The organism is Micromonospora musae (assembly GCF_003626545.1).
Taxonomy (GTDB): Bacteria; Actinomycetota; Actinomycetes; order Mycobacteriales; family Micromonosporaceae; genus Micromonospora; species Micromonospora musae.
Genome location: NZ_RAZS01000005.1, coordinates 38406 through 60176 on the forward strand (window position 1 = coordinate 38406; position 21771 = coordinate 60176).

The 21771-nt window shown below is 70.6% G+C and carries 21 protein-coding genes and 1 tRNA gene; 8 read left to right on the top strand and 14 right to left on the bottom strand.

The annotated features are described in order from the left end of the window. Window positions 1-31: 31 nt before the first annotated feature. Entirely contained in the window at window positions 32-1210 is a 1179-nt protein-coding gene (gene coaE, locus D7147_RS14925; protein ID WP_120677945.1) for a dephospho-CoA kinase, read from the bottom strand. 308 nt (window positions 1211-1518) lie between these two features. Further along, entirely contained in the window at window positions 1519-3000 is a 1482-nt protein-coding gene (gene rpsA / locus D7147_RS14930; RefSeq protein WP_120677947.1) for a 30S ribosomal protein S1, read from the bottom strand. 381 nt (window positions 3001-3381) lie between these two features. On the opposite strand from rpsA, the gene D7147_RS14935 reads away from it, so the two are divergent. The 4 genes from D7147_RS14935 to D7147_RS14950 are packed head-to-tail and all read left to right on the top strand — an operon-like array spanning window position 3382 to window position 5564. Next, a complete protein-coding gene (locus D7147_RS14935; RefSeq protein WP_120677949.1) occupies window positions 3382-4185 on the top strand; it encodes a class I SAM-dependent methyltransferase in 804 nt (267 codons plus the stop codon). 58 nt (window positions 4186-4243) lie between these two features. After that, complete coding sequence (locus D7147_RS14940; protein WP_233563158.1) at window positions 4244-4846, top strand: Uma2 family endonuclease; 603 nt, start codon at window positions 4244-4246, stop codon at window positions 4844-4846. 42 nt (window positions 4847-4888) lie between these two features. Beyond that, a complete protein-coding gene (locus D7147_RS14945; protein WP_120677951.1) occupies window positions 4889-5110 on the top strand; it encodes a hypervirulence associated TUDOR domain-containing protein in 222 nt (73 codons plus the stop codon). Then, window positions 5097-5564: a DUF3140 domain-containing protein gene (locus D7147_RS14950; RefSeq protein ID WP_120677953.1), complete on the top strand. Its 468-nt coding sequence runs from the start codon at window positions 5097-5099 to the stop codon at window positions 5562-5564. The genes D7147_RS14945 and D7147_RS14950 overlap by 14 nt, the downstream gene beginning before the upstream one ends. A gap of 258 nt (window positions 5565-5822) precedes the next feature. Here the strand turns inward: D7147_RS14950 and polA are convergent, their stop codons facing one another. From polA to D7147_RS15005, 11 genes are all read right to left on the bottom strand, one after another. Next, window positions 5823-8522: a DNA polymerase I gene (gene polA / locus D7147_RS14955; RefSeq protein ID WP_120677955.1), complete on the bottom strand. Its 2700-nt coding sequence runs from the start codon at window positions 8520-8522 to the stop codon at window positions 5823-5825. Window positions 8523-8699: 177 nt separating this feature from the next. Next, entirely contained in the window at window positions 8700-9509 is an 810-nt protein-coding gene (locus tag D7147_RS14960) for an amino acid ABC transporter ATP-binding protein (RefSeq protein ID WP_120677956.1), read from the bottom strand. Continuing rightward, window positions 9506-10477 (bottom strand): amino acid ABC transporter permease, encoded by a 972-nt coding sequence (locus D7147_RS14965; RefSeq protein WP_120677958.1) that lies wholly within the window; start codon window positions 10475-10477, stop codon window positions 9506-9508. The genes D7147_RS14960 and D7147_RS14965 overlap by 4 nt, the downstream gene beginning before the upstream one ends. A 6-nt stretch (window positions 10478-10483) precedes the next feature. Then, window positions 10484-11389: an ABC transporter substrate-binding protein gene (locus D7147_RS14970; RefSeq protein WP_120677960.1), complete on the bottom strand. Its 906-nt coding sequence runs from the start codon at window positions 11387-11389 to the stop codon at window positions 10484-10486. 35 nt (window positions 11390-11424) lie between these two features. After that, window positions 11425-12135, bottom strand: a complete 711-nt coding sequence (locus D7147_RS14975) for an ABC transporter ATP-binding protein (RefSeq protein WP_120677962.1) — start codon at window positions 12133-12135, stop codon at window positions 11425-11427. Further along, complete coding sequence (locus tag D7147_RS14980; RefSeq protein ID WP_120677964.1) at window positions 12125-12970, bottom strand: ABC transporter ATP-binding protein; 846 nt, start codon at window positions 12968-12970, stop codon at window positions 12125-12127. The genes D7147_RS14975 and D7147_RS14980 overlap by 11 nt, the downstream gene beginning before the upstream one ends. Then, window positions 12963-14108 (bottom strand): branched-chain amino acid ABC transporter permease, encoded by a 1146-nt coding sequence (locus D7147_RS14985; RefSeq protein WP_120677966.1) that lies wholly within the window; start codon window positions 14106-14108, stop codon window positions 12963-12965. Before D7147_RS14985 ends, D7147_RS14980 begins: the two co-directional genes overlap by 8 nt. After that, on the bottom strand, window positions 14105-15055 hold the full coding sequence (locus D7147_RS14990) for a branched-chain amino acid ABC transporter permease (RefSeq protein ID WP_120677968.1): 951 nt from the start codon (window positions 15053-15055) through the stop codon (window positions 14105-14107). Before D7147_RS14990 ends, D7147_RS14985 begins: the two co-directional genes overlap by 4 nt. Before the next feature lie 105 nt (window positions 15056-15160). Continuing rightward, window positions 15161-16318 (bottom strand): branched-chain amino acid ABC transporter substrate-binding protein, encoded by a 1158-nt coding sequence (locus tag D7147_RS14995; RefSeq protein WP_120677970.1) that lies wholly within the window; start codon window positions 16316-16318, stop codon window positions 15161-15163. A gap of 220 nt (window positions 16319-16538) precedes the next feature. Next, the gene (locus D7147_RS15000) at window positions 16539-17771 is read right to left on the bottom strand and encodes a hypothetical protein (RefSeq protein WP_199716518.1); all 1233 of its coding nucleotides are present in this window, start codon (window positions 17769-17771) and stop codon (window positions 16539-16541) included. Between the two features lie 81 nt (window positions 17772-17852). Beyond that, window positions 17853-18473: an ANTAR domain-containing response regulator gene (locus tag D7147_RS15005; protein ID WP_120677972.1), complete on the bottom strand. Its 621-nt coding sequence runs from the start codon at window positions 18471-18473 to the stop codon at window positions 17853-17855. Window positions 18474-18570: 97 nt separating this feature from the next. On the opposite strand from D7147_RS15005, the gene D7147_RS15010 reads away from it, so the two are divergent. Next, a tRNA-Leu gene (locus D7147_RS15010) sits at window positions 18571-18654 on the top strand. 32 nt (window positions 18655-18686) lie between these two features. Beyond that, window positions 18687-19436 carry a transcriptional regulator gene (locus D7147_RS15015; RefSeq protein WP_120677973.1) on the top strand — a complete coding sequence of 250 codons (750 nt, stop codon included), beginning with the start codon at window positions 18687-18689 and terminating at the stop codon, window positions 19434-19436. Window positions 19437-19469: 33 nt separating this feature from the next. Here D7147_RS15015 and D7147_RS15020 read toward each other — a convergent pair whose 3' ends face one another. After that, a complete protein-coding gene (locus D7147_RS15020) occupies window positions 19470-20420 on the bottom strand; it encodes an SDR family oxidoreductase (protein ID WP_120677974.1) in 951 nt (316 codons plus the stop codon). A 102-nt stretch (window positions 20421-20522) separates the two neighbouring features. Between D7147_RS15020 and D7147_RS15025 the strand changes: the two genes are divergently transcribed. After that, window positions 20523-21098: a TetR family transcriptional regulator gene (locus D7147_RS15025; protein WP_120677975.1), complete on the top strand. Its 576-nt coding sequence runs from the start codon at window positions 20523-20525 to the stop codon at window positions 21096-21098. After that, entirely contained in the window at window positions 21095-21745 is a 651-nt protein-coding gene (locus D7147_RS15030; protein WP_120677976.1) for a Rossmann-fold NAD(P)-binding domain-containing protein, read from the top strand. The genes D7147_RS15025 and D7147_RS15030 overlap by 4 nt, the downstream gene beginning before the upstream one ends. The last annotated feature ends 26 nt before the right edge of the window (window positions 21746-21771 follow it).

Sequence of the window (21771 nt, forward strand, 5' to 3'; positions counted from 1 at the left end):
CGGGGTCCTGGGCGGCCGCCCAGGACGTCGGTCAGGGCCGCCAGCCGGTCTGCGCCGCCCACTCCTCGGCGCGCAGGTACTCCTCGTCGAACCACGGATCGCCGGCCGTCGGGGAGCCGGCGCTCTCCGGGGCGGAGTCCGCCAACTCCTGCTTGAAGAGCAGGTACGCGGAGCGCTGCCCCGGGTCGGCGCGCAGGTGGTCGCGCATCAGCAGCGCATACCGCCAGCCGGGCGAGTCGGCCACGCGAACGTGCAGGCGGACCGGACGGCCCGGATCGGCGCTGCCGTGCAACCGCTTCTCCCACCGGCCGCGGCCGGCCGGGCGGGGGTCGTCCCACCACTCGCCCGACATGCGGGGGAAGCCGGCGTCGGCCAGCCGCTGCGCGATCGTCGCGTCCGCCTCGTCGAGGGTGGCCACGGTGAGCTGGACGTCGATCACGTCCTTCGCCGCGAGCCCGGGCACCGCCGTGGAACCTATGTGGTCGATCCGCAGGTCGGCCGGCGCGAGCGCGTGGCGGATCCGGGCGGCCAGGCGGGCGTACTGCCGCGGCCAGGTCGGGTCGTAGTCGACCAGCTGCGCCTGCTGCGGGGCCACTCGCCGCTCGCGCACGTTGCGTTCGTAGGGCAGCAGCCGGCCGGACCAGAGCGCGTCGACCGCCGCGTGCAGGTCGGTGAGGCTTCCGTCGTTGCTCAGCAGCGCGTCGGCCGCCGCGCGCCGGCGGGCGTCGTCGGCCTGCGCGGCGATCCGCCGCTCGGCCTCCGCGCGATCCATCCCCCGATCGCGGGCCAGCCGCTCCAACCGGATCGGCACGGCCGTCTCCACCACGACCACCAGGTGGTACGTGGGCACGAGTCCGACCTCGACCAGAAGCGGCACGTCGTTGACGACTATCGCGTCGGGTGCCGCCGCGGCGGCCAGCTCGGCGGTGCGGGAGCGCACCCGAGGATGCGTGATCTCCTCCAGCCGACGTCGGGCCGCCTCGTCGGCGAAGACGATCGCGCCGAGCGCGGCCCGGTCGAGGGTGCCGTCGGCGGCGAGCACCCGCGACGAGAAGCTCTCGACGATCTCGGCCAGCCCCGGGGTGTCCGGGGCGACCACCTCCCGGGCTATCCGATCCGCGTCGATGAGCACGGCGCCCCGCTCCGCGAGTCGCCGCGCCACGGCGCTCTTACCCGATCCGATTCCCCCGGTCAGCCCGACCATCAGCACGCGGTCAAGTCAACCTGATCGCGCCCGCCGTACCAAACGAGCCCCCGCCACCGCGGCGGCAGCGGAGCGCGTCGCAGCCGGGCCGGAGGATCCGCTCGGGGTCGTGGAGGTCCGGGTGTCCGGCTGCGGCGGACACCCCGATCTCAGGGATGTCGGGTGGACCGAACCGGCGAGGTGCGGCCCAGCCCCGCCCTCAGGCGAGGGGCGCCGACATGACGAAGGCCCCGCCCTCGGCGATCCGTGGATCACCGGGGACGGGGCCTGTGCTCGTCGGCGTCAGACGCGCCGAGTCGGAGCAGCCGCAGGCGTCACTTGCCGCCGGCGAGCTTCTCCCGCAGAGCGGCGAGCGCCTCGTCGGTGGCGAGGGTGCCGGCCGGCTCCTCCTGACGGCTCGGGGCCGCGCTGGTGGAGGTGGCACCGGTGACCGCCGGAGCCGGGTTGGCAGCGGCCTCGGCCTCGGCTGCGCGGGAGTTCTGCACCTGCTTCTGGTGCGCCTCCCAGCGCTGACGCGCCTCGGCGTACTGGTTCTCCCAGGTCTCGCGCTGCTTGTCGTACCCCTCGAGCCACTCGCCCGTCTCCGGGTCGAAGCCCTCCGGGTAGATGTAGTTGCCCTCGGCGTCGTACGTCGCCGCCATGCCGTAGAGGGTCGGGTCGAAGTGCTCCTCGCCCTCGACGAAGCCCTCGTTGGCCTGCTTGAGCGAGAGGGAGATCCGGCGACGCTCGAGGTCGATGTCGATGACCTTGACCATGACCTCGGAGCCGACCTGGACGACCTGCTCCGGGATCTCCACGTGACGCTCGGCCAGCTCGGAGATGTGGACCAGACCCTCGATGCCGTCGTCGACGCGGACGAACGCACCGAACGGCACCAGCTTGGTGACCTTACCCGGCACGATCTGCTGGATCGCGTGGGTGCGGGCGAACTGACGCCACGGGTCCTCCTGGGTCGCCTTCAGCGACAGCGAGACCCGCTCGCGGTCCAGGTCGACGTCCAGGACCTCGACCTCGACCTCCTGGCCCACCTCGACGACCTCGGACGGGTGGTCGATGTGCTTCCAGGAGAGCTCGGAGACGTGCACCAGACCGTCCACGCCGCCGAGGTCGACGAACGCGCCGAAGTTGACGATCGAGGACACGACGCCCTTGCGGACCTGGCCCTTCTGGAGCTTGTTGAGGAACTCGGTGCGCACCTCGGACTGGGTCTGCTCGAGCCAGGCCCGGCGGGACAGGACCACGTTGTTGCGGTTCTTGTCCAGCTCGATGATCTTGGCCTCGAGCTCGCGGCCGACGTACGGCTGCAGGTCGCGCACGCGCCGCATCTCGACCAGGGAGGCGGGGAGGAAGCCGCGCAGGCCGATGTCGAGGATGAGGCCACCCTTGACCACCTCGATGACCGAACCGCGGACGACGCCGTCCTCGTCCTTGATCTTCTCGATCGTGCCCCAGGCCCGCTCGTACTGCGCCCGCTTCTTCGAGAGGATCAGGCGACCCTCCTTGTCCTCCTTCTGAAGGACAAGGGCCTCGATGTGGTCACCGACCGACACGACCTCGGCCGGGTCCACGTCGTGCTTGATCGACAGCTCCCGAGAGGGGATGACTCCCTCGGTCTTGTAGCCGATGTCGAGCAGGACCTCGTCCCGATCGACCTTGACGACGGTGCCTTCGACAATGTCGCCGTCGTTGAAGTACTTGATGGTCTCGTCGATCGCGGCGAGGAAAGCCTCCTCAGAGCCGAGGTCGTCGACGGTGACCTTGGTGGCGCTCGAGGGAGCCTCGATGCTGCTCGTCATGTGGGCGGTTGCTCCGGTCGGATGGGATGTCACAGCAGGCGTGGTGCGCGGTGACCCGGTCGCGCCAGCGGACCCGTCGCTTGGCACACCGAACGATTGCCAGATGTGATGATGTGGCGCCGTCAGTGGCTTCGTCGACCGCGCACCTGCTCCCTGCCGAGGTGCACGATCCGCGAGCGCATCGTCAAGCCTACCTTGCGCATTACCACAGCGTGCAAGGCCTCCCGCCCTGCTCATCGCGTCATGACCTGCGAAAGCCGAGAAATCGCCCCGAAACAGTCGCCGTTGTCTCGTGGGTCACACCCGTCACACCGACGCGCCGACGGCGGCCACCGCAGGGCCCGCCGGCATCCCGGCGGGGCGAGGCCCTAGCGTGAGCGGATGGACGACGACAGCCGGGTGACCCGACGCCGGGTCGGCGACGCCGAGGCCCGTGTGGCGAGCCGCCGCTGGTGGGACACCGACGCCGACGACTACCAGGCCGAACACGGGGCGTTCCTCGGTGACGTGGACTTCGTCTGGTGCCCGGAGGGGGTGCGCGAGGCCGACGTACACCTCCTCGGCGACCTGGCCGGGCGGCGGATCCTGGAGGTCGGCTGCGGCGCGGCCGCCGCCTCCCGGTGGCTGGCCACCCAGGGCGCCCACCCGGTCGCCATGGACCTCTCCGCGGGCATGCTGCGCCACGCCCGGCAGGCGGCCGAGCGCTCCGGCGTACGTGTGCCGCTGGCGCAGGCCGACGCGCTCGCGCTGCCCTTCGTCGACGCCGCGTTCGACACCGCGTGCACGGCGTTCGGCGCCGTCCCGTTCGTGGCCGACTCGGCCGCGCTGATGCGGGAGGTGTTCCGGGTGCTGCGCCCCGGCGCCCGCTGGGTCTTCTCGGTCACCCACCCGATGCGGTGGATCTTCCTCGACGACCCCGGCGAGGGCGGCCTGCGGGCGGTGCACTCGTACTTCGACCGCCGCCCGTACGTGGAGCAGGACGACTCGGGCGTGGCCACCTACGTCGAGCAGCACCGCACCCTCGGCGACCGGGTCCGGGAGCTGGTCGCCGCGGGATTCCGACTGGTCGACCTGGTGGAGCCCGAGTGGCCGCCGGGGCACGAGGGGATCTGGGGGCAGTGGAGCCCACTGCGCGGCCGGCTCTTCCCCGGCACCGCCATCTTCGTGACCGAGAAGCCCGGGTGAGCAGGCCGCCGCACTCGGAGTCCGGCCTCCGGAACATCGACGGGGTTACGCTGTGCCGGTGAGCGCCGAGCCGATCGCGACACCACCTGACCCCTGGTGTCCGGATCCGATCCGGCAGCAGCGTGCCGACTACACGCTGGAGGACGTGCTCCACCTGCCGGACGATGCCCCCCGCGTCGAACTCGTCGACGGAGTAATCCAGGTGACCCCCTCCCCCACCCTCGGCCACCAGGACATCTCGCTCCTGCTGGCCCGCTGGCTACTCCAGCACGCGCCCACCGAACTGCGCGTGTCCCAGGCGGTCGGCATCGCCCTCAGCTCCAACACCAGCCGTCAGCCGGACGTCGTGGTACGCCGTGCCGACCTCCCTCCGGGTCAGTCCCTGCTGCGAGCCGAGGACGTCGTGCTCGCGGTGGAGATCGTCTCCCCGGGTACCCGACGGATCGACAGGTTCGCCAAACCCGGCGAGTACGCCGCCGCCGGCATCCCCTACTACTGGCGCATCGAGCAGGATCCGGTGCACCTGTGCGCGTACCGCCGGGGTGACCGGATCGGCCCGGGCGGCGAGCGGCAGTACGAGCTGGTCGCCGAGAGCGCCGAGCTGATCGAGCTCACCGAGCCGTTCGAGGTCAAACTGTCGATCGCCGAGATCACTCCCTGACCGGCGTCGTTTCCGCCCGCCGACCCCGGGTAACCGGACGGCATGGCCGAGAAGAGCGAGTTCCGCGAGGGTGACCACGTCTCCTGGGCCAGTCACAGCGGTCGGGCGTACGGCGTGGTCAAGGAGAAGCTGGTCGACCGGACACACGTACGCGGGCACGCCGTGAACGCCTCCGAGGAGGAGCCGCAGTACCGGATCCGCAACGACGACTCGGGCCGGGACGTCGCCCACCGTCCGGAGGTGCTGCGCCGTGAGCCGCGCTGACGAGGGCCGCGACACCTACCGGGAGTTCACCGACGCGGTGAACATGAAGCCCGGCGAGCTGTCGAAGTGGCTGGAGACCGACGAGTCGAAGCATGTCGGCTGGCGGAAGAAGGGCACCAAGGCCGGCGAGTCGGTGGGCCACGAGTCCGGCCGCCGGATCCTCGACCTGCTGCGCCGCAAGCGCGCCGAGCTCTCCGAGGCCGACTTCCGGCACATGCGCAAGGTCGTCGGCTACGTACGCCGGCACATGGCCCAACGCCCGTCGGGAGACGTGCGGAACACCAAGTGGCGCTTCTCGCTCATGAACTGGGGGCACGACCCGCTCAAGGGGCCGCTGCCGCCGCCCGGCGGCCCGTCCCGTCGGGCTCTCGAACGCCGGGGCTCCCCACCGAAGTCTCGCCGGGGAGTGGGACGGCAACCCGCCGAGCGGCGCTCGTCCCGCCGGGCGAGCTGACCAACGGTCGCACCTGGTCGGCCCCGGATCGCGCCGGGCACACCGTCCGTTCCCGTACTGGCCCGGCGTGATGCTCCGGGTCACCGACGGCAACCTGCACCGCGGCCGACCCAAGGGCGGCGGAGGCCACCGTCACCGCGACCCGCGCTCGTGATCGGTGCTCCGGTGGCGAGCGCCCAGACGCCGGCGCCGGAACCAGCGCGAGCCGGCCGGCGTTGGTCGCCGTGCCGGCTCGCCGTGGTGCTGTTGCGCGGACCGTCAGTGGTCGGCGCTGTTCCAGTCCCGCCCCTCACCCACGGAGACCTCCAGCGGCACCGCCAGCGGGTGCGCCGCCCCCATCTCCCGGCGGACCAGCTCCTCCAGCGCGGGCCGCTCACCCGGGGCCACCTCGAAGACCAGCTCGTCGTGCACCTGCAGCAGCATCCGGGAGCCGAGCCCGGCTTCCCGCAGCGCCCCGTCGACCCGCAACATGGCCACCTTGATGATGTCGGCCGCGGAGCCCTGGATCGGGGCGTTGAGCGCCATCCGCTCGGCGATCTCCCGCCGCTGCCGGTTGTCGCTGCCCAGGTCGGGCAGGTAACGGCGACGGCCGAGGATCGTCGAGGTGTAGCCGTCGTGCCGGGCGCGGGCCACCACCTCCTGGAGGTAGTCGCGGACCCCGCCGAACCCGCCGAAGTAGTCCTCCATGAGGCCACGCGCCTCCTCGGTGCTGATCCCGAGCTGCTGCGAGAGGCCGAACGCGCTCAGGCCGTACGCCAGGCCGTAGTTCATCGCCTTGATCTTGCGGCGCTGGTCGGGCGTCACCTCGCCGAGCGGCACCGTGAAGACCGAGGACGCCGTGGCGGCGTGGAAGTCGGCGCCGGAGTTGAACGCGTCGATCAGGGCGTCGTCCGACGACAGGTGCGCCATGATCCGCATCTCGATCTGGCTGTAGTCGGCGGTGAGCAGGCACTCGTACCCCGCCCCCACCACGAACGCCCGGCGGATCCGCCGCCCCTCCTCGGTGCGGATCGGGATGTTCTGCAGGTTCGGTTCCGTCGAGGAGAGCCGCCCGGTCGCCGCGACGGTCTGGTTGAAGGTCGTGTGGATCCGGCCGTCGTCGGAGACCGACTTGAGCAGTCCGTCGACGGTGGACTTCAGCTTGGCCACGTCCCGGTGACGCAGCAGGTGAGCGAGGACCGGGTGCGGGTTCTGCGCGTAGAGCCACTGCAACGCGTCGGCGTCGGTGGTGTAGCCGGTCTTGATCTTCTTGGTCTTCGGCAGCCCCAGCTCGCCGAAGAGGATCTCCTGCAACTGCTTGGGCGAGCCGAGGTTGAACTCCCGCCCGACCGCCTCATAAGCGCCCTGCGCGGCGGCCTTCACCTCGGCGGCGAAGTGCGCCTCCAGCTCGGAGAGGTAGTCGGTGTCGGCGGCGATGCCGGTGCGCTCCATGCCGGCGAGCACCCGCATGAGCGGCAGCTCCACCCCGGCCATCAACCGGGCGGACTGCTCACCGTCGCGGGACAGCTCGGCGTCGATCGCGTCGGCCAGGTCGAGGGTGGCCCGCGCCTGGAGCATCAGGTTCTGCTCGGCCTCGCCGTCGTCGCCCAGGCCCTCCAGGGTCAGCTGGCCGGTCTCCGGGGCGTCGACGCGCAGCTCCCGGTGCAGGTAGCGCAGCGCCAGATCGGTCAGGTCGTAGGAGCGCTGGTCGGGGCGGGCCAGGTAGGCGGCGATCTGGGTGTCGCGGGCGATGCCCTCCAGCGACCAGCCGTGCGCGGCGAACGCGAGCACCGCCGGCTTGCTGTCGTGCAGCACCTTCGGCCGCTCGCCGTCGGCGAGCCAGCCGGCCAGCGCCGACTCGTCGGCCGCGTCGAGCCCGCTCGGGTCGAACCAGACGGCGGCGCCGGCCTCGGTGGCCAGCGCCACGCCCGAGACGGAGGCGGTGTGCCGCCGGTTGGGGCCGGTGTCGAGCTTCACCGCCATGCCGACCGGTGCGCCGGCCGGGGCGTGCGTGCCGAGCCACGCGCCGAGCGCGCCGGGCTCGGTGAGCACCTCGCCGGCCAGCTCGAAGCCGGCCTCCGCCTCCGGCTCCACCGACTCCAGATACTGGTAGAGCCGATCCCGCAGGATGCGGAACTCGAGGGTGTCGAAGACCTGGTGCACGGCCTCCCGGTCCCAGCCGGGCCAGCGGGCGTCCTCGGGGCGCAGCGGCAGCTCCAGGTCGGAGACCAGGCAGTTGAGGTCGTAGTTGCGGATCACGTCGGCGAGCCGCTCGCGCAGGCTGTCACCGGCCTTGCCCTTGATCTCGTCGGCCCGGGCGACGACCCCTTCCACCCCGCCGTACGCGGTGATCCACTTGGCGGCGGTCTTCGGGCCGACACCCGGGACGCCGGGCAGGTTGTCGCTCGTCTCGCCGACCAGGGCGGCCAGGTCGCGGTAGCGCTCCGGCGGGACACCGTACTTCGCCTCGACGGCCGCCGGATCCATCCGGGCCAGGTCGGAGACACCCTTACGCGGGTAGAGCACGGTGACGTTCTCGCCGACGAGCTGGAAGGCGTCCCGGTCACCGCTGGTGATCAGCACCGACATGCCCTGGTCGCGGGCCTGGCAGGCGAGGGTGGCGATGACGTCGTCGGCCTCGTAGCCCTCCATCTCCACCACCGGGATGCGCAGCGCCGCGAGCACCTCCTTCACGAGGCTGACCTGCCCCTTGAAGTCGGTCGGGGTCTCGCTGCGGCCGGCCTTGTACTCCGCGTACTTCTCGGTGCGGAACGAGCGGCGGGAGACGTCGAAGGCGACGACGATGTGGGTCGGCTGCTCGTCGCGCAGCACGTTGATCAGCATGGAGGTGAAGCCGTAGACCGCGTTGGTCGGCTGCCCTGTCGTGGTGGAGAAGTTTTCCACCGGCAGGGCGAAGAAGGCCCGGTATGCCAGGGAATGTCCGTCGACGAGGAGTAGGCGCGGCGTGGTAGCTGTCACGGCAGCGACTCTAGCCCGGACGTACGACCAAACCCGCAGCGACATGGCGGGGGACGGCGCGCAGCGGGCCGCGCACCCGTCACCGCCGCGGCCTCGCCTCATTCCGCCCGCCGAGGGCGGCGGACGCGGGAGGGACGAACCGGGCGGACGGGACGCCCACGACGGGCGTCCCGTCCGTCACAGCACCTTGGCCAGGAACGCCTTCGTGCGGTCGTGCACCGGGTTCGCGATCACCTCGCGCGGGTTGCCCTGCTCGACCACCACGCCGCCGTCCATGAAGACCAGCCTGTCGCCGACCTCGCGGGCGAAGCCGATCTCGTGGGTGACCACGATCATCGTCATGCCGTCGCGGGCCAGGTCCTTCATGACGTCCAGCACCTCGCCGACCAGCTCCGGGTCGAGCGCGCTGGTCGGCTCGTCGAAGAGCATCAGCTTCGGCTGCATGGCGAGCGCCCGGGCGATCGCCACCCGCTGCTGCTGACCACCGGAGAGCTGCCCCGGGTAGTTGCCCATCTTGTCGCCTAGACCGACCCGGGCCAGCAGCGACTCGGCCCGTTCCCGGGCCGCGACCTTCGCCTCCCGCTTGACCCGCACCGGCGCCTCGATCACGTTCTCCAGGGCGGTCATGTGCGGGAAGAGGTTGAACCGCTGGAACACCATGCCGATCGAGCGGCGCTGCGCGGCGACCTCCTTCTGGCGCAGCTCGTGCAGCTTGCCACCGTGCTCCCGGTAGCCGATCAGCTCGCCGTCCACCCGGATCGAACCGGCGTTGATCTTCTCCAGGTGGTTGATGCAGCGCAGGAAGGTCGACTTGCCGGAGCCGGAGGGCCCGAGCAGACAGCACACCTCGCCGCTACGCACCTCCAGGTCGATGCCCTTGAGCACCTCGAGGTGGCCGAAGGACTTGTGCACCTGCTCGGCCTGGACCATCAGGCCCGACTCCGCGGCCGGCGCGCCGGCCTGCGCGGGAACGGTCAACTCACTCATTGCGCTCCGCCCCCACCCTGCTGGGCCGCCATGGTGCGCAGCCGGTCACGGGCCTGCGCCGTCGGGCCGTAACCCTTGCCGAAGTGCCGCTCCAGATAATGCTGCCCGACCAGCAGGATGCTGGTCAGGAAGAGGTACCAGAGGCAGGCGGCCACGTACATCGGGAAGATCTGGAAGGTCCGCTTGCCGACCGCGTCGAGCTGGAAGAAGAGCTCGACGGTGACCGGCACGTAGAGCAGCAGCGACGTGTCCTTGAGCATGGCGATGGTCTCGTTGCCCGTCGGCGGGATGATCACCCGCATCGCCTGCGGCAGCACCACCCGGCGCAGCAGCTGCCCGCGGCTCATGCCCAGCGCCTGGGCCGCCTCGGTCTGCCCGCCGTCCACCGACTGGATGCCCGCCCGGACGATCTCCGCCATGTACGCGGCCTCGGAGAGCGCGAGCCCCAGCAGGCCGGCCATGAAGCCGGTGATGATGTCGCGCGAGGAGAACCCGAAGAGCCGCAGCTGCAGGTTGTCGATGCCGAACAGCTGCCCCAGCTGGGTGTCGAAGGGCACCCCGAACTCGATCCGGCTCCACAGGATGCCGATGTTGCCGAAGACCGCCAGCAGGACGAGCCGGGGGACCGCCCGGAAGAACCAGGTGTAGAGCCAGCCCACCCCGCGCAGGATCGGGTTGTCGGAGAGCCGCATGATCGCGACCAGCACGCCCAGCACTACGCCGATCAGCATGGCCAGCACCGTCATCAGCACGGTGCCGCGCAGCAGCCCCTCGATGATCGGTGGACGGAACATCTTGTCCACCATGAAGGACCAGTTGAAGGCCTTGTTCGTGACCAGCACGTGGACGAACATCGCGGCCAGCACGGCCAGCACGGCCACCAGGATCCAGCGGCCGGGGTGCCGTACGGGCACGGCCTTGATCGGTTCCGGCCGCGCCCGTACGGTTGTCACTTCCTCGGATGCCATGTCGCGTTACGGGTTGATCGCGGGGTCCGTGATCGCGCCGTCGCCCACCTTCCACTTGTCGAGCACCGTCTTGTACGACCCGTCGGCGATCAGCGCCTTCGTGGCGTCACGGACCGCCTCGGCGAACGCCGCCTGGTCCTTCGCCACGACGTAGCCGTACGGCGCCGCCTCGTACTGCTTGTCGAGCAGCTCGAGGGCCCCGTTGGACTGGGTCACCGCGTACACACCCACCGGGTAGTCGGCGAGCATCGCGTCGTCCTTGCCCGAGACCACGGCGGCCGTCGCGGCGTCCTGGCCCGGGAACTGCTCGACGGTGATGGCCGGCTTACCGGCGGCGGTGCACGCCTGCGAGCGCTTCTGGACGTCCTCGACCTGGACGGTGTCCTTCTGCACGGCGATCTTCTTGCCGCAGGCGTTGTCCAGCGCGACGCCGGCCGGGTTACCGGCCTTGGTCACCCACTGGGTGCCGACCTGGAAGTAGCTGACCATGTTGGCCTGCGCCTTCCGCTCGTCGTTCACCGTGAACGAGGAGACGCCGACCTCGTACTTGCCCGTGTTGACACCGGTGATGATGTCGCCGAAGGGCGCCGAGACGAACTCGGCCTGCAGGCCGAGCTTCTGGGCCACCGCGCGGAACAGCTCCACGTCGAAGCCGATCACGGTCTTGCCGTCGGTGTCGAGGTACTCCGCGGGGGCGTACGTCGAGTCGGTACCCACCACGATCTTGCCGTCCGCCTTGATCGCGGCCGGCACCTTGTCCGACAGCGAGGCGTCGGCCGAGGCGCTGACCGAGGGGCCGGAGCCGGCCGAGTCGGCGGGCTCCTCCTCCCCACAGGCGGCGAGGGAGAGCAGCAGCGCGGCCGCCCCGGCGGCGCCGAGCAGAGCCCGGCGTCCACCAGTGATGTTGAACATGACGTGCACTCCTTGGGATGAGGGGTGGCGGCCGGTCAGGCGACGCCGAGGTAGGCGTCCTTGACCGACGGGTCGTGCAGCAGCTCCTCACCGGTTCCGCTCTTGACGATCCGGCCGGTCTCCAGCACGTACGCCCGGTGCGCCCGGGCCAGCGCCTGCTGCGCGTTCTGCTCCACCAGCAGGATGGTGGTGCCCTGCTCGTTGATCTCGGTGATGATCGTGAAGATCTGCTGGATGAGCATCGGAGCCAGCCCCATCGATGGCTCATCGAGCAGCAGCAGCTTCGGCCGGCTCATCAGCGCCCTTCCGACGGCCAACATCTGCTGCTCACCGCCGGAGAGCGTACCGCCCTGCTGCTTACGCCGTTCCGCCAGGCGTGGGAAGAGACCCAGCACCCGGTCGAGGTCCTGGGCGATGCCCGCCCGGTCCCGCCGGGTGTAGGCACCCATGTCCAGATTCTCCAGCACCGTCATGCCCGGGAAGATGCCCCGGCCCTCGGGCGCCTGGCAGAGCCCCCGGCGCACCCGAAGATCCGCCCGGAGCTTGGTGATGTCCTCACCGTCGAACCGGATCCGGCCGCTGGCGACCGGCCGGATCCCGGAGATCGCGCGCATCGTGGTCGACTTGCCGGCGCCGTTGGCACCGATCAACGCCACGATCTCGCCCTCTTCCACGGTCAGGCTGATGCCGTGCAGCGCCTGGATCCGCCCGTACAGCAGGCTCACATCGTCGATCTCAAGCAGCATCGTCCGGCACCCCCAGGTACGCCGCGATCACCTTCGGGTCGTCCCGCACCTCGGCGGGGAGCCCCTCGGCGATCTTCTTTCCGAACTCCAGCACCACGATCCGGTCCGTGACGCCCATGACCAGTCGCATGTCGTGCTCGATCAGCAGCACGGTCACGCCGGTGTCCCGGATCTGCCGGATGAGCTGGAGCAGCTCCTCCTTCTCCGCCGGGTTGAAGCCGGCAGCCGGCTCGTCCAGGCAGAGCAGCACCGGGTCGGTGGCGAGCGCCCGGGCGATCTCCAGCCGCCGCTGCTCACCGTAGGAGAGGTTGCGGGCGAACTCGTGCATCCGATGCCGGATGCCGACGAACTCCAGCAGGCGCTCGGCCTTCTCCCGGCCCGCGCGCTCCTCCTTCCAGTACCGCGGCAGGCGCAGCAGCGCGGAGATCACGCTGGTCTTGTGGTGCGCGTCCGCGCCCACCAGCACGTTCTCCTGCGCGGTCATCTCCGGGAAGAGGCGGATGTTCTGGAACGTCCGCGCCATGCCCGACCGGGTGATCTGGTGCCGCTTCTTGCCGGCGATCTTCTCGCCCCGGAACCGGATCTCACCCTCGGTGGGCTGGTAGATGCCGGTCATCGCGTTGAAGCAGGTGGTCTTGCCGGCGCCGTTGGGGCCGATCAGACCGAGGATCTCGCCCTTGTACAGGGTGAAGTCCACCTCGTTGAGCGCGACCACGCCGCCGAAGCGCAGCGTGACGCGGTCCACCTCCAGCAGCGGCTCCCGATCGGGCACCGCCTCGACCGCCGGGGCGGTCGCCTGCGCCGGAACTGCCGGCTTCTGCTCCGTCTCACTCACCGACGGTCACCTCCTTGCGGCGGTCCTTGAACTCCGCCGCCCGTCGCCGGTTCGGGATAAGGCCCTGCGGCCGGAAGATCATCATCACCACGAGGACCAGACCGAAGAAGAGGAACCGGTATTCGTACAGTTCGACGCCGAACAGCTCGATGCCGCGGAACCGCTCGATCATGTACGCGACCAGCCCACCGCCGACGATCGCGCCGACGATGTTGCCCGAACCACCGAAGATGACCGCGGCCAGGATGATGATCGAGTTGAGCAGCTCGAAGTTCTGCGAGTTCACGAAGTTCTGCTTGCCGGCGAAGAGCGCACCGGCCAGGCCGGCGATCGCGGCGCCCGCGGCGAACGCCCAGAGCTTGAACTTGAAGGTCGGCACGCCCATCAGCTGCGCGGCGTCCTCGTCCTCCCGGATCGAGATCCAGGCCCGGCCGACCCGGCTGTGCGTCAGGTTCCGCACCCCGATCACGACCACGATGATCAGCGTGAGCACCAGCCAGTAGTACGGACGGGCGTCGAGCACACCGAAGATTGGCTTGCCGTCGGTGTACTGGCCCGGCGGGTGCGGGATCTGGTTGAAGCCCCGCTGGCCCTTCAGGAAGGGCGAGCTGACCGCCGCGATCCGGATCATCTCGGCGAAGCCGAGGGTCACCAGCGCGAGGTAGTCACCGCGCAACCGCAGCGTCGGCGTACCGAGCATGACGCCGGAGACCATGGTCAGCGCGATCGCGATCGGCACCACCAGCAACCACGGCCAGAGCGTCTTGATGTCACTGCTCGGCGAGGTCAGCACCGCCACGGTGTACGCGCCGACGGCGAAGAAGCCGAAGTAGCCCAGGTCGAGCAGGCCGGCGAAGCCGACCACAATGTTGAGGCCGACCGCCATCAGCACGTAGATGGAGACGGTGAAGAGCACCTGCGTGAAGTTCGCGCCCGGGGTCGGGATCGGCCCCAGATACTGGTAGAACTCCTTGTTCGGCAGCGCGTAGAAGAACACGATCACCGCCGCCAGCAGCACCCAGCGCACCCAGCGCGGGGCGTGGTGCCAACGCTGCGCGACCGCCTCGCGACCGTGGCGCAGCCGATCCCGCAACCCTTCGCGTTGCTCCGGGCTCGGCGGATTAACGGTCGTCGTCATGCCCGTGCCCTCCCCAGGGATTCGCCCAGCAGACCGGTGGGCCGGAACATCAGCAGCACCACCAGCACGGCGAAGGCGGCGAAGTCCTTCCACTGCGAGCCGAAGAGACCCGACGCGTAGTTCTCGATCACGCCCAGCAGCAAACCGCCCACCAGCGCCCCGCGCAGGTTACCGATGCCACCGAGCACCGCGGCCGTGAAGGCCTTGAGGCCGAGCAGGAAGCCGACGCTGTAGGTCAGCGTCTGGATCCGGACGTCGTAGAGCAGCCCGGCGACGCCGGCCATCGTGCCGCCGGCGATGAAGACGATCAGGATGATCCGGTCCTTGTTCACACCCATCAGCGCGGCGGTGTTGGCGTCCTGGGCGACCGCCCGGATGCCGCGGCCGACCCGGCTGCGGTTGACGAACATGTCCAGCGCCACCATCATCGCCAGCGCGGCGCCGACGGTGAGCAGCTGCACCGCGTCGATCGGCGCACCGAAGACGTGGAACAGCGGCTTCGTGCTGACCAGGATGGGAGCGCCCTCCGGCAGTCGGCGGGTGTAGACGCCGAACGCCTCCGAGATGGCGATCGACGCGCCGATCGCCGTGATCAGGAAGGCCAGCGGCGGCGCGTTGCGCTTACGCAACGGCCGGTACGCCACCCGCTCGATCACGGTCGCCGTGCCGGCGGAGGCGATCGCCGCGACGATCATCGCCACCAGCAGGTAGAAGAGGATCGACCCGACGCCGCTGACCTGCGAGTTCTGGTCGAGACCGAATCCGTTCCAGGTCCAGATCGCGGCGAACGCGCCCGCGATGAAGACCTCGGAGTGGGCGAAGTTGATGAGTCGCAGCACACCGTAGACCAGCGTGTAGCCGAGCGCGACGAGAGCGTAGATGGCGCCCTGCGTCAGGCCGGTCGTGGTGTACTGCGCGAAATTGGAGAATAGATCGTCGAAGTTCAATGAAGGGACGCTCCATCAGGTCTGGAGAGACAAAGGGGTGCGGCCGGGAGCGAGCTCCCGGCCGCACCCGCGATCACGAATCAATCGCTGTAGCAGCGACCGATGTCAGGACTTCGGGATCTCCTGGTCCGGGACGACCTTGCCGCCCGTCACCTTGAAGGCCCAGACCTTGACCTGCGCCGGGTCCAGCTCGCCGCCCTCGACGAACTTGTAGCTGGCCGCGACACCCTCACCGCTGTAGCCCTTCACGAACTCCAGCAGCCCCTCACGGGTGGTCTTACCGTCCTTGATGCCGGCGAGCAGGATGTTGGCCGCGTCGTAGGCGGTGTCGCTGTAGGTGCCCGGGTCGACGCCGTTGAGCGCCTTGAACTCCTCAATGAACGTGCCACGCGCCTCGGTGGCCGGCTGGCACGGGCAGGTGAGGATGGTGCCCTCGGCCGCCGCCGCGCCCGCGGAGGTGATGTACGCGCCGTCGTTGACGCCGTCACCGGCGACCAGCGGAGCGGTGACCCCGGCAGCGGTGAGCTGCTTACGGATCAGGCCGGCCTCCTGGTAGTAGCCGCCGTAGAAGACCGCCTTCACGTTCGCGGCCTTGACCTTGGTGACGACCGCGGAGAACTCGGTCTGCTTGCCCTCGCCCTGGACCTTGTCCGTGCCGACGACCGCCGAGCCGAGCACCTTCTGGACCTCCTGGGAGAGGCCGGCGCCGTAGGCGGACTGGTCGTCGATGACGAAGACCCGGTCGGCCTTGATCACGTTCTTGATGTAGTTACCGGCCGCCGGGCCCTGGCTGAGGTCGTTGCCGACCGCGCGGAAGAAGGTCTTCCAGCCCTGCTGGGCCAGGGTCGGGTTGGTCGCGGACGCGGTGATGGTCGGCAGGCCCGCCTCGTTGAAGAGCGGACCGGCAGCCTCCGACTCACCCGAGTACGCCGGGCCGACGATGCCGAGGATCTTCGTGTCGTCGATGGCCTTCTGCGCCAGACCCGGGGCCTGGTCGGGGCTGCCCTGCGAGTCCAGCTCGACGAGCTCGACCTTGCAGTCGGCGTTCTCCTTGTTGTACTTGTCGACCGCCAGCTTGACGCCGTTGTTCTCGTTGATGCCGAGCGCCGCCGAGCTACCCGTCAGCGCGCCGAAGAACGCGATCTTGTTACCGCACTTGTCGCCGGACGCGGTCTCTTCACCGCCACTGGAGCAAGCGGCGCCGCCGGCGACGAGCGCCAGCATGGCCACTCCACCGATCACACGCGTGAGCTTCTGCCTCAAGGCCCGAACCCTCCTCCGTCCCATGGTTCGAACCACCCGCCGGCCATTGGCCCTTGCGGAGCGTACGAACCCGACCGTCGTCTCCGGTCTGGGGCCGGACGTTATCCCACCGCAGAGCAGTGACGTAAGTCCCGAGCGACTGGGTTGACCGAACCGTTACACGGCGTGGCGGATTGGAAACGATCGCTGTAAGAACATCCTCATCAGACGCCCCAGAAGTTCAATTCCACGTGCTGGGAAGGGATTTATCCCCCTCGTCGGCGGCGAACCCCGAGACCGGCGTCCACCAGACGCGCGGACCCCGACCGTCGTCGGCGATCAACAGCAGTCGCTCCCCCTGGGCGGCCACCGCCACCGCGGTCTCGCCGGTGTCCGCGACCACCACCGGCATCCGCACCGACCGCCACGAACCACCAAGGTCATCCGAGTACCAGAGCACATGACCCGCACCGGCCCGGGCCACCGCCAGCAGACCCGAACCGACGGCCACCAACCCGGACACCGTGGCCACCCCCGGCCCGGCCGCCGGGAACCCCCCGGCCTCCCGCCACCGCGTCGCCGCCCCGTCCGCCACCGGATCGGCGACCCCACGCCACGCCGCGAACCGGTCCCCCGCCGGACCCACCGCCACCACCGCGCCGCCCACCGACACCACCCGCTGCGCCTGCCCCCGGCCGCTCGCCGCCGGCAGCTCCGCCCGCCGCCACCCCAGCCCGTCCCGGGAGGTCCACGCCAACGGCGCCAACCCCGTCCCGCCGGCCGGCAACACCGCCCCCACCACGAGCCAACCCGAACCGGTCGCCAACCCGTCGTACGCCGCTGTCCGACCCCGCCCGTCACCGGCCAGCTCGGGCAACCCCGCACGCAACGTGAACTCCCGGCCGTCGGTGGAGGCCCACACCGCCGCCCCGTCGACCCGCGACCCGACGATCAACCAGCCGGACGGGCCGGCCACCAACCGGGCCGCGCTCACCGCACGGGGACCGCCGAACCGCTCGAACGGCGCCGCCACCTCCCGGACCGCCCCGTCGGCGCCCTCGACCCAACTGCCGATCCGCGGATTGCCGTGCACCCCACCACTCGCGGTCCCGAGCGCGGCAAGCCGGCCGTCGCGGCACGCGGCGGCGTAGAGCAGGTGCTGTCGACCGTAGAAACTCGACGGCACCAGCCGCGACACCGACCAGATCGCACCGTCGACACTCGACCAGACCGCCGGCCGGGTCGCCCCCGCCGGCTCCGCCACCCCGCCCACCACGTACCACCGGCCGGCGCACGCCGCCGCGTCCCGCAGCAGCGGACGGCCCGGAGCGCCCGGCGGCACCGGCAACGTAAGCGGTCGCCACACCGGCTGGACCGCACGCGGATGGTCGCCGCCGGACGGCGTCACCCGCTCGCAGCCGGTGAGGAGCACGGCGAGCAGGCCGAGCACCACCATCACCTGCCGGACCGACACGGATCCGATGCTATCGATCGATGGTCGTCGGCGCGCTCCCCGCGCGGCCCTTCCCGCCCGGACGGCCGGGGCGTACCTCGATCAGGGTGCAGGACGCGGCGCCTCGCCGCCGGCGGTCTCCACGAGGATCCGCTCGGCGACCTCCTTCATGGTCATCCGGTGGTCCATCGCGGTGCGCTGGATCCACTTGAACGCCTGCGGCTCGGTCATCCCGTAGGTGGTCATCAGGGCGCCCTTGGCGCGCTCCACCGCCTTGCGGACCTCCAGGCGATCGGTCAGCCCGGCCACCTCCGCCTCCAGGGCGGCGACCTCGGAGTAGCGGGAGAGCGCGATCTCCACCGCCGGGACCAGGTCACTCTTCTGGAAGGGCTTCACGAGGTACGCCATCGCGCCGGCCGCGCGAGCCCGCTCGACCAGGTCCCGCTGGCTGAAGGCGGTCAGGATGATCACCGGGGCGATCCGGGCGCCGGCGATCCGCTCGGCCGCCGCCAACCCGTCCATGATCGGCATCTTGATGTCGAGGATCACCAGGTCGGGCTTGAGCTCCTCGGCGAGCCGGACGGCGGTCTCGCCGTCGCCGGCCTCGCCCACCACCTCGTAGCCCTCCTCGACCAGCATCTCGGCGAGGTCCAGCCGGATGAGCGCCTCGTCCTCGGCGATCAGTACCCGCCTGCGCTCGGCATCCGTCTGCGTCTCGGCCACCCCTACCCCCACCAGTCGAGCTTCTGCACGGTCACCCACCCATGCTCTCGCAGAAGCCTAGTCGGGTACAGTGGGCCACACCCCGCGCAGGGGTGACGCCGGGATGGAGGAATCGGCAGACTCGGATGCCTCAAAAGCATCTGCCCGAAAGGGCGTGCGGGTTCAAGTCCCGCTCCCGGCACATCTGTCGTACGGCTGTTCGAGAATGCTCGCGTGCATCCCCGCGAGATCCGCGCTCGAGCACGCGAGCAGCACCTGGCCGGCCGAACGGTGGCGGAGGTGGCTCGCGGCCTCAACCTCCCCTACCCCACCGCCTGGCATTGGTGTAACGACCGGCCGAATCCCCGGCGACACGGCACTGAGCTGCGCTGCTTTCGATGCCGGGACGACGTCGACAATCCGACAGACCCGAATTCCTACGCATACCTGCTCGGTCTCTACCTCGGCGACGGCCACCTGGTCACCAGTTCACGAGTGCCGGTCCTGCGGATCTACTGCACCAACACCTGGCCGAACCTGATCGACGCGTGCGAACAGGCCATGACGGCGGTGCTCGCCGGCTCCGTGCAGCGAGTGCAGAAGCAGGGGTGCGTCGGCGTGCAGAGCTACGGCACCCACTGGCCCTGCCTGCTCCCCCAGCACGGGCCGGGCAGGAAGCACGAGCGGCCGATCGTCCTGGCCGGGTGGCAGCGGGAGATCGTGGCCGCTCACCCGGGCGACTTCGCGCGAGGCCTGTTCCACTCCGACGGCTGCCGGGTCGCCAACCGGGTGACGGTGCGGGGCCGGCAGTACGTCTACCCGCGCTACCTCTTCACCAACGAGTCGGCCGACATCATCGGCCTCTGCCAATGGGCCCTCGACCTGCTCGGCGTCGCCTGGCGGATGAACCGGCGCAACTCGCTCTCCGTCGCCCGGCGGGACGCGGTCGCCGCGCTCGACCGGCACGTCGGCCCGAAGTCGTGAGGCCGGCACCGCCGAGGCCAACCGGCGGGCGCGTCAGCGATCGGCGGGCGCCACCGAGTGAAGGTAGCTCACGCCGGTGAGCCGCTCGGACTCCTGCCAGAGCCGCGCGGCCACGGCGGCGTCCCGCGACCGCCGCGACTTGCGCGCCACGGTGGGCTCGCCGGTGAGGCCGAACGGGCCGCCCGGCCCGTAGTACTCGCCGCCGGTCGCGTGCGGGCTGGTGGCGGCGTAGAGGGTGGGCAGGGCGCCGTGGTCGACGTCCTGCCAGAACCCGGGGATGCGCAGGGTGAGCCGGGTGGAGAGCGGCATCGCGCTGCGAGCAAGACCGAGGCTGGGGCCGGCGGTTTGCAGGTTCGTCCGGGTCGCGCCGGGGTGCGCGGCGTTGCTGAGCAGGTGCCAGTCGTAGCGGTCGCTGCGTCGCTGGAGTTCGTCGGCGAACATCAGCGTGGCGAGCTTCGACTGGGCGTACGCGCGCTGGGCACCGTACCGGCGCTCGCCCTGCAGGTCGTCGAAGTCGATCCTGCCGAAGTGGTGGGTGCCGCTGCTGAGAGTGATCACCCGGGGGTCGTGGCCGGCCGTCAAGAGTGGCAGCAGGCGTCCGGTGAGCGCGAAGTGGCCCAGGTGGTTGGTGCCGAACTGCAGCTCGAAGCCGTCGGCCGTGGTGTGCCGGGTCGGGACGGCCATCACTCCGGCGTTGTTGACCAGCAGGTCCAGCGTCCGCCCGTGGGCGGTGAGCCGATCTGCGAAGTCGGCGACCGAGGCGAGGCGGGACAGGTCGAGTTGCTCGACGCGGAGTCGGGCGGCGGGCGTGGTGGCCCGGATGTCGTCGGCGGCGAGGTCGCCCTTTCGGACGTCGCGGACCGCGAGGATCACCTCGGCGCCCGCTGCAGCGAGGCGACGGGCGGTCTCCAGGCCGAGGCCGCTGTTCGCTCCGGTGACGACGGCGAGCCGGCCGGACTGGTCGGGGACGGTGAAGCCACTCATGCTTCTCCTCCAGACGATGTAACTGAACGGTTGGTTACTTGCCTAGTGAAGCACGTGGGTGGCAGCTCCGCAACTAACTGGTTAGTCGGCTATCCTGGCGCTATGGCACGGGACGCGGAGGACACCCGGCGCCGGCTGCTCGCCGCCGCCGCCGACGAGTTCGCGCAGCGCGGCATCGCCGGAGCACGGGTGGACCGGATCGCCGCCGCCGCGGGTGCGAACAAGGCGTTGATCTACACCTACTTCGGCAACAAGGACCAGCTCTTCGACGCGGTCTTCGACGCGCTGGTGGTGAGCACGGTCGCGGAGGTCCCGATCGATCCGGGCGATCTGCCCGAGTACGCGGGCCGTCTCTTCGACCGCAACCAGACCCATCCGCAGGCCCTGCGACTGCTGCTCTGGCACTCCCTGGAACGCGGCGGAATGGTGGCGTTGCCCGAGGCGGTGGCCCTGTCGAACGCGGACAAGGCGGCGGCGATCGCCGCGGCCCAGCGCGCCGGCCGGCTACCCGACCGCTATCCGCCGGAGGAGCTGCTGTTGCTGGTCGTCGCGCTCTCCATGCTCGGCTCGGCGGAGCTGGCCCCCGCCGATGGTCCGGAGGCGCTGAGCCGACGCCGACAGACGGTCACCGACGCGGTGGCCCGGCTCGTGGCGCGCGACAGGGAGGAGCAGCGGTGAGGGTTGTCGTCTTCGGCGCGACCGGGATGGTGGGGCAGGGTGTGCTGCGGGAGTGCCTGCTCGCCGACGACGTGACGAGCGTGTTGGTGATCGGGCGGACGCCGACCGGCCGGCAACACCCGAAGCTGCGTGAGATCACGATCCCCGACGTCGGGGAGCTGGCCGGGGTGCGCGACGAACTCTCCGGCGTCGACGCCTGCTTCTACTGCCTGGGCGTCTCCTCGCTGGGCCTGGACGAGGTCACCTACACCCGGGTCAGCTACGACTATCCGGTGGCCGCGGCCCGGCTGCTGGCCGAGGTGAGCCCGGATGCGACGTTCGTCTACGTCTCCGGGCTCGGCACCGACTCCTCGGAGCGGGGGCGGGTGATGTGGGCGCGGGTCAAGGGCCGCGCCGAGAACGCAGTGCTCGGTCTGCTGCCGAACGGCTACGCGGCGCGGCCCGGGTTCATCCAGCCGACGCACGACGTGGTGTCGAAGACCCGCTGGTACCGGCTCGGCTACGCGGTGACCCGCCCGCTCTTCCCGGTGCTGCGTCGGCTCTTCCCGAACCAGGTGACCACCACCGACCTGCTGGGCCGGGCGATGCTGCGGGTGGCCCGGCAGGGTTCGCCCCGGCGGGTGCTCTCCGGCCGCGATCTGGCCTGAATCGTCCGCCGCGCGGTCGGTGCCGC

Excerpts from the sequence above, each read along its gene's own strand:
- rpsA (WP_120677947.1), bottom strand. The coding sequence starts at position 3,000 with ATGACGAGCAGCATCGAGGCTCCCTCGAGCGCCACCAAGGTCACCGTC.
- D7147_RS14935 (WP_120677949.1), top strand. The coding sequence starts at position 3,382 with ATGGACGACGACAGCCGGGTGACCCGACGCCGGGTCGGCGACGCCGAG.
- D7147_RS14945 (WP_120677951.1), top strand. The coding sequence starts at position 4,889 with ATGGCCGAGAAGAGCGAGTTCCGCGAGGGTGACCACGTCTCCTGGGCC.
- D7147_RS14960 (WP_120677956.1), bottom strand. The coding sequence starts at position 9,509 with ATGAGTGAGTTGACCGTTCCCGCGCAGGCCGGCGCGCCGGCCGCGGAG.
- D7147_RS14965 (WP_120677958.1), bottom strand. The coding sequence starts at position 10,477 with ATGGCATCCGAGGAAGTGACAACCGTACGGGCGCGGCCGGAACCGATC.
- D7147_RS14970 (WP_120677960.1), bottom strand. The coding sequence starts at position 11,389 with ATGTTCAACATCACTGGTGGACGCCGGGCTCTGCTCGGCGCCGCCGGG.
- D7147_RS14975 (WP_120677962.1), bottom strand. The coding sequence starts at position 12,135 with ATGCTGCTTGAGATCGACGATGTGAGCCTGCTGTACGGGCGGATCCAG.
- D7147_RS14985 (WP_120677966.1), bottom strand. The coding sequence starts at position 14,108 with ATGACGACGACCGTTAATCCGCCGAGCCCGGAGCAACGCGAAGGGTTG.
- D7147_RS15020 (WP_120677974.1), bottom strand. The coding sequence starts at position 20,420 with ATGAGTGGCTTCACCGTCCCCGACCAGTCCGGCCGGCTCGCCGTCGTC.
- D7147_RS15025 (WP_120677975.1), top strand. The coding sequence starts at position 20,523 with ATGGCACGGGACGCGGAGGACACCCGGCGCCGGCTGCTCGCCGCCGCC.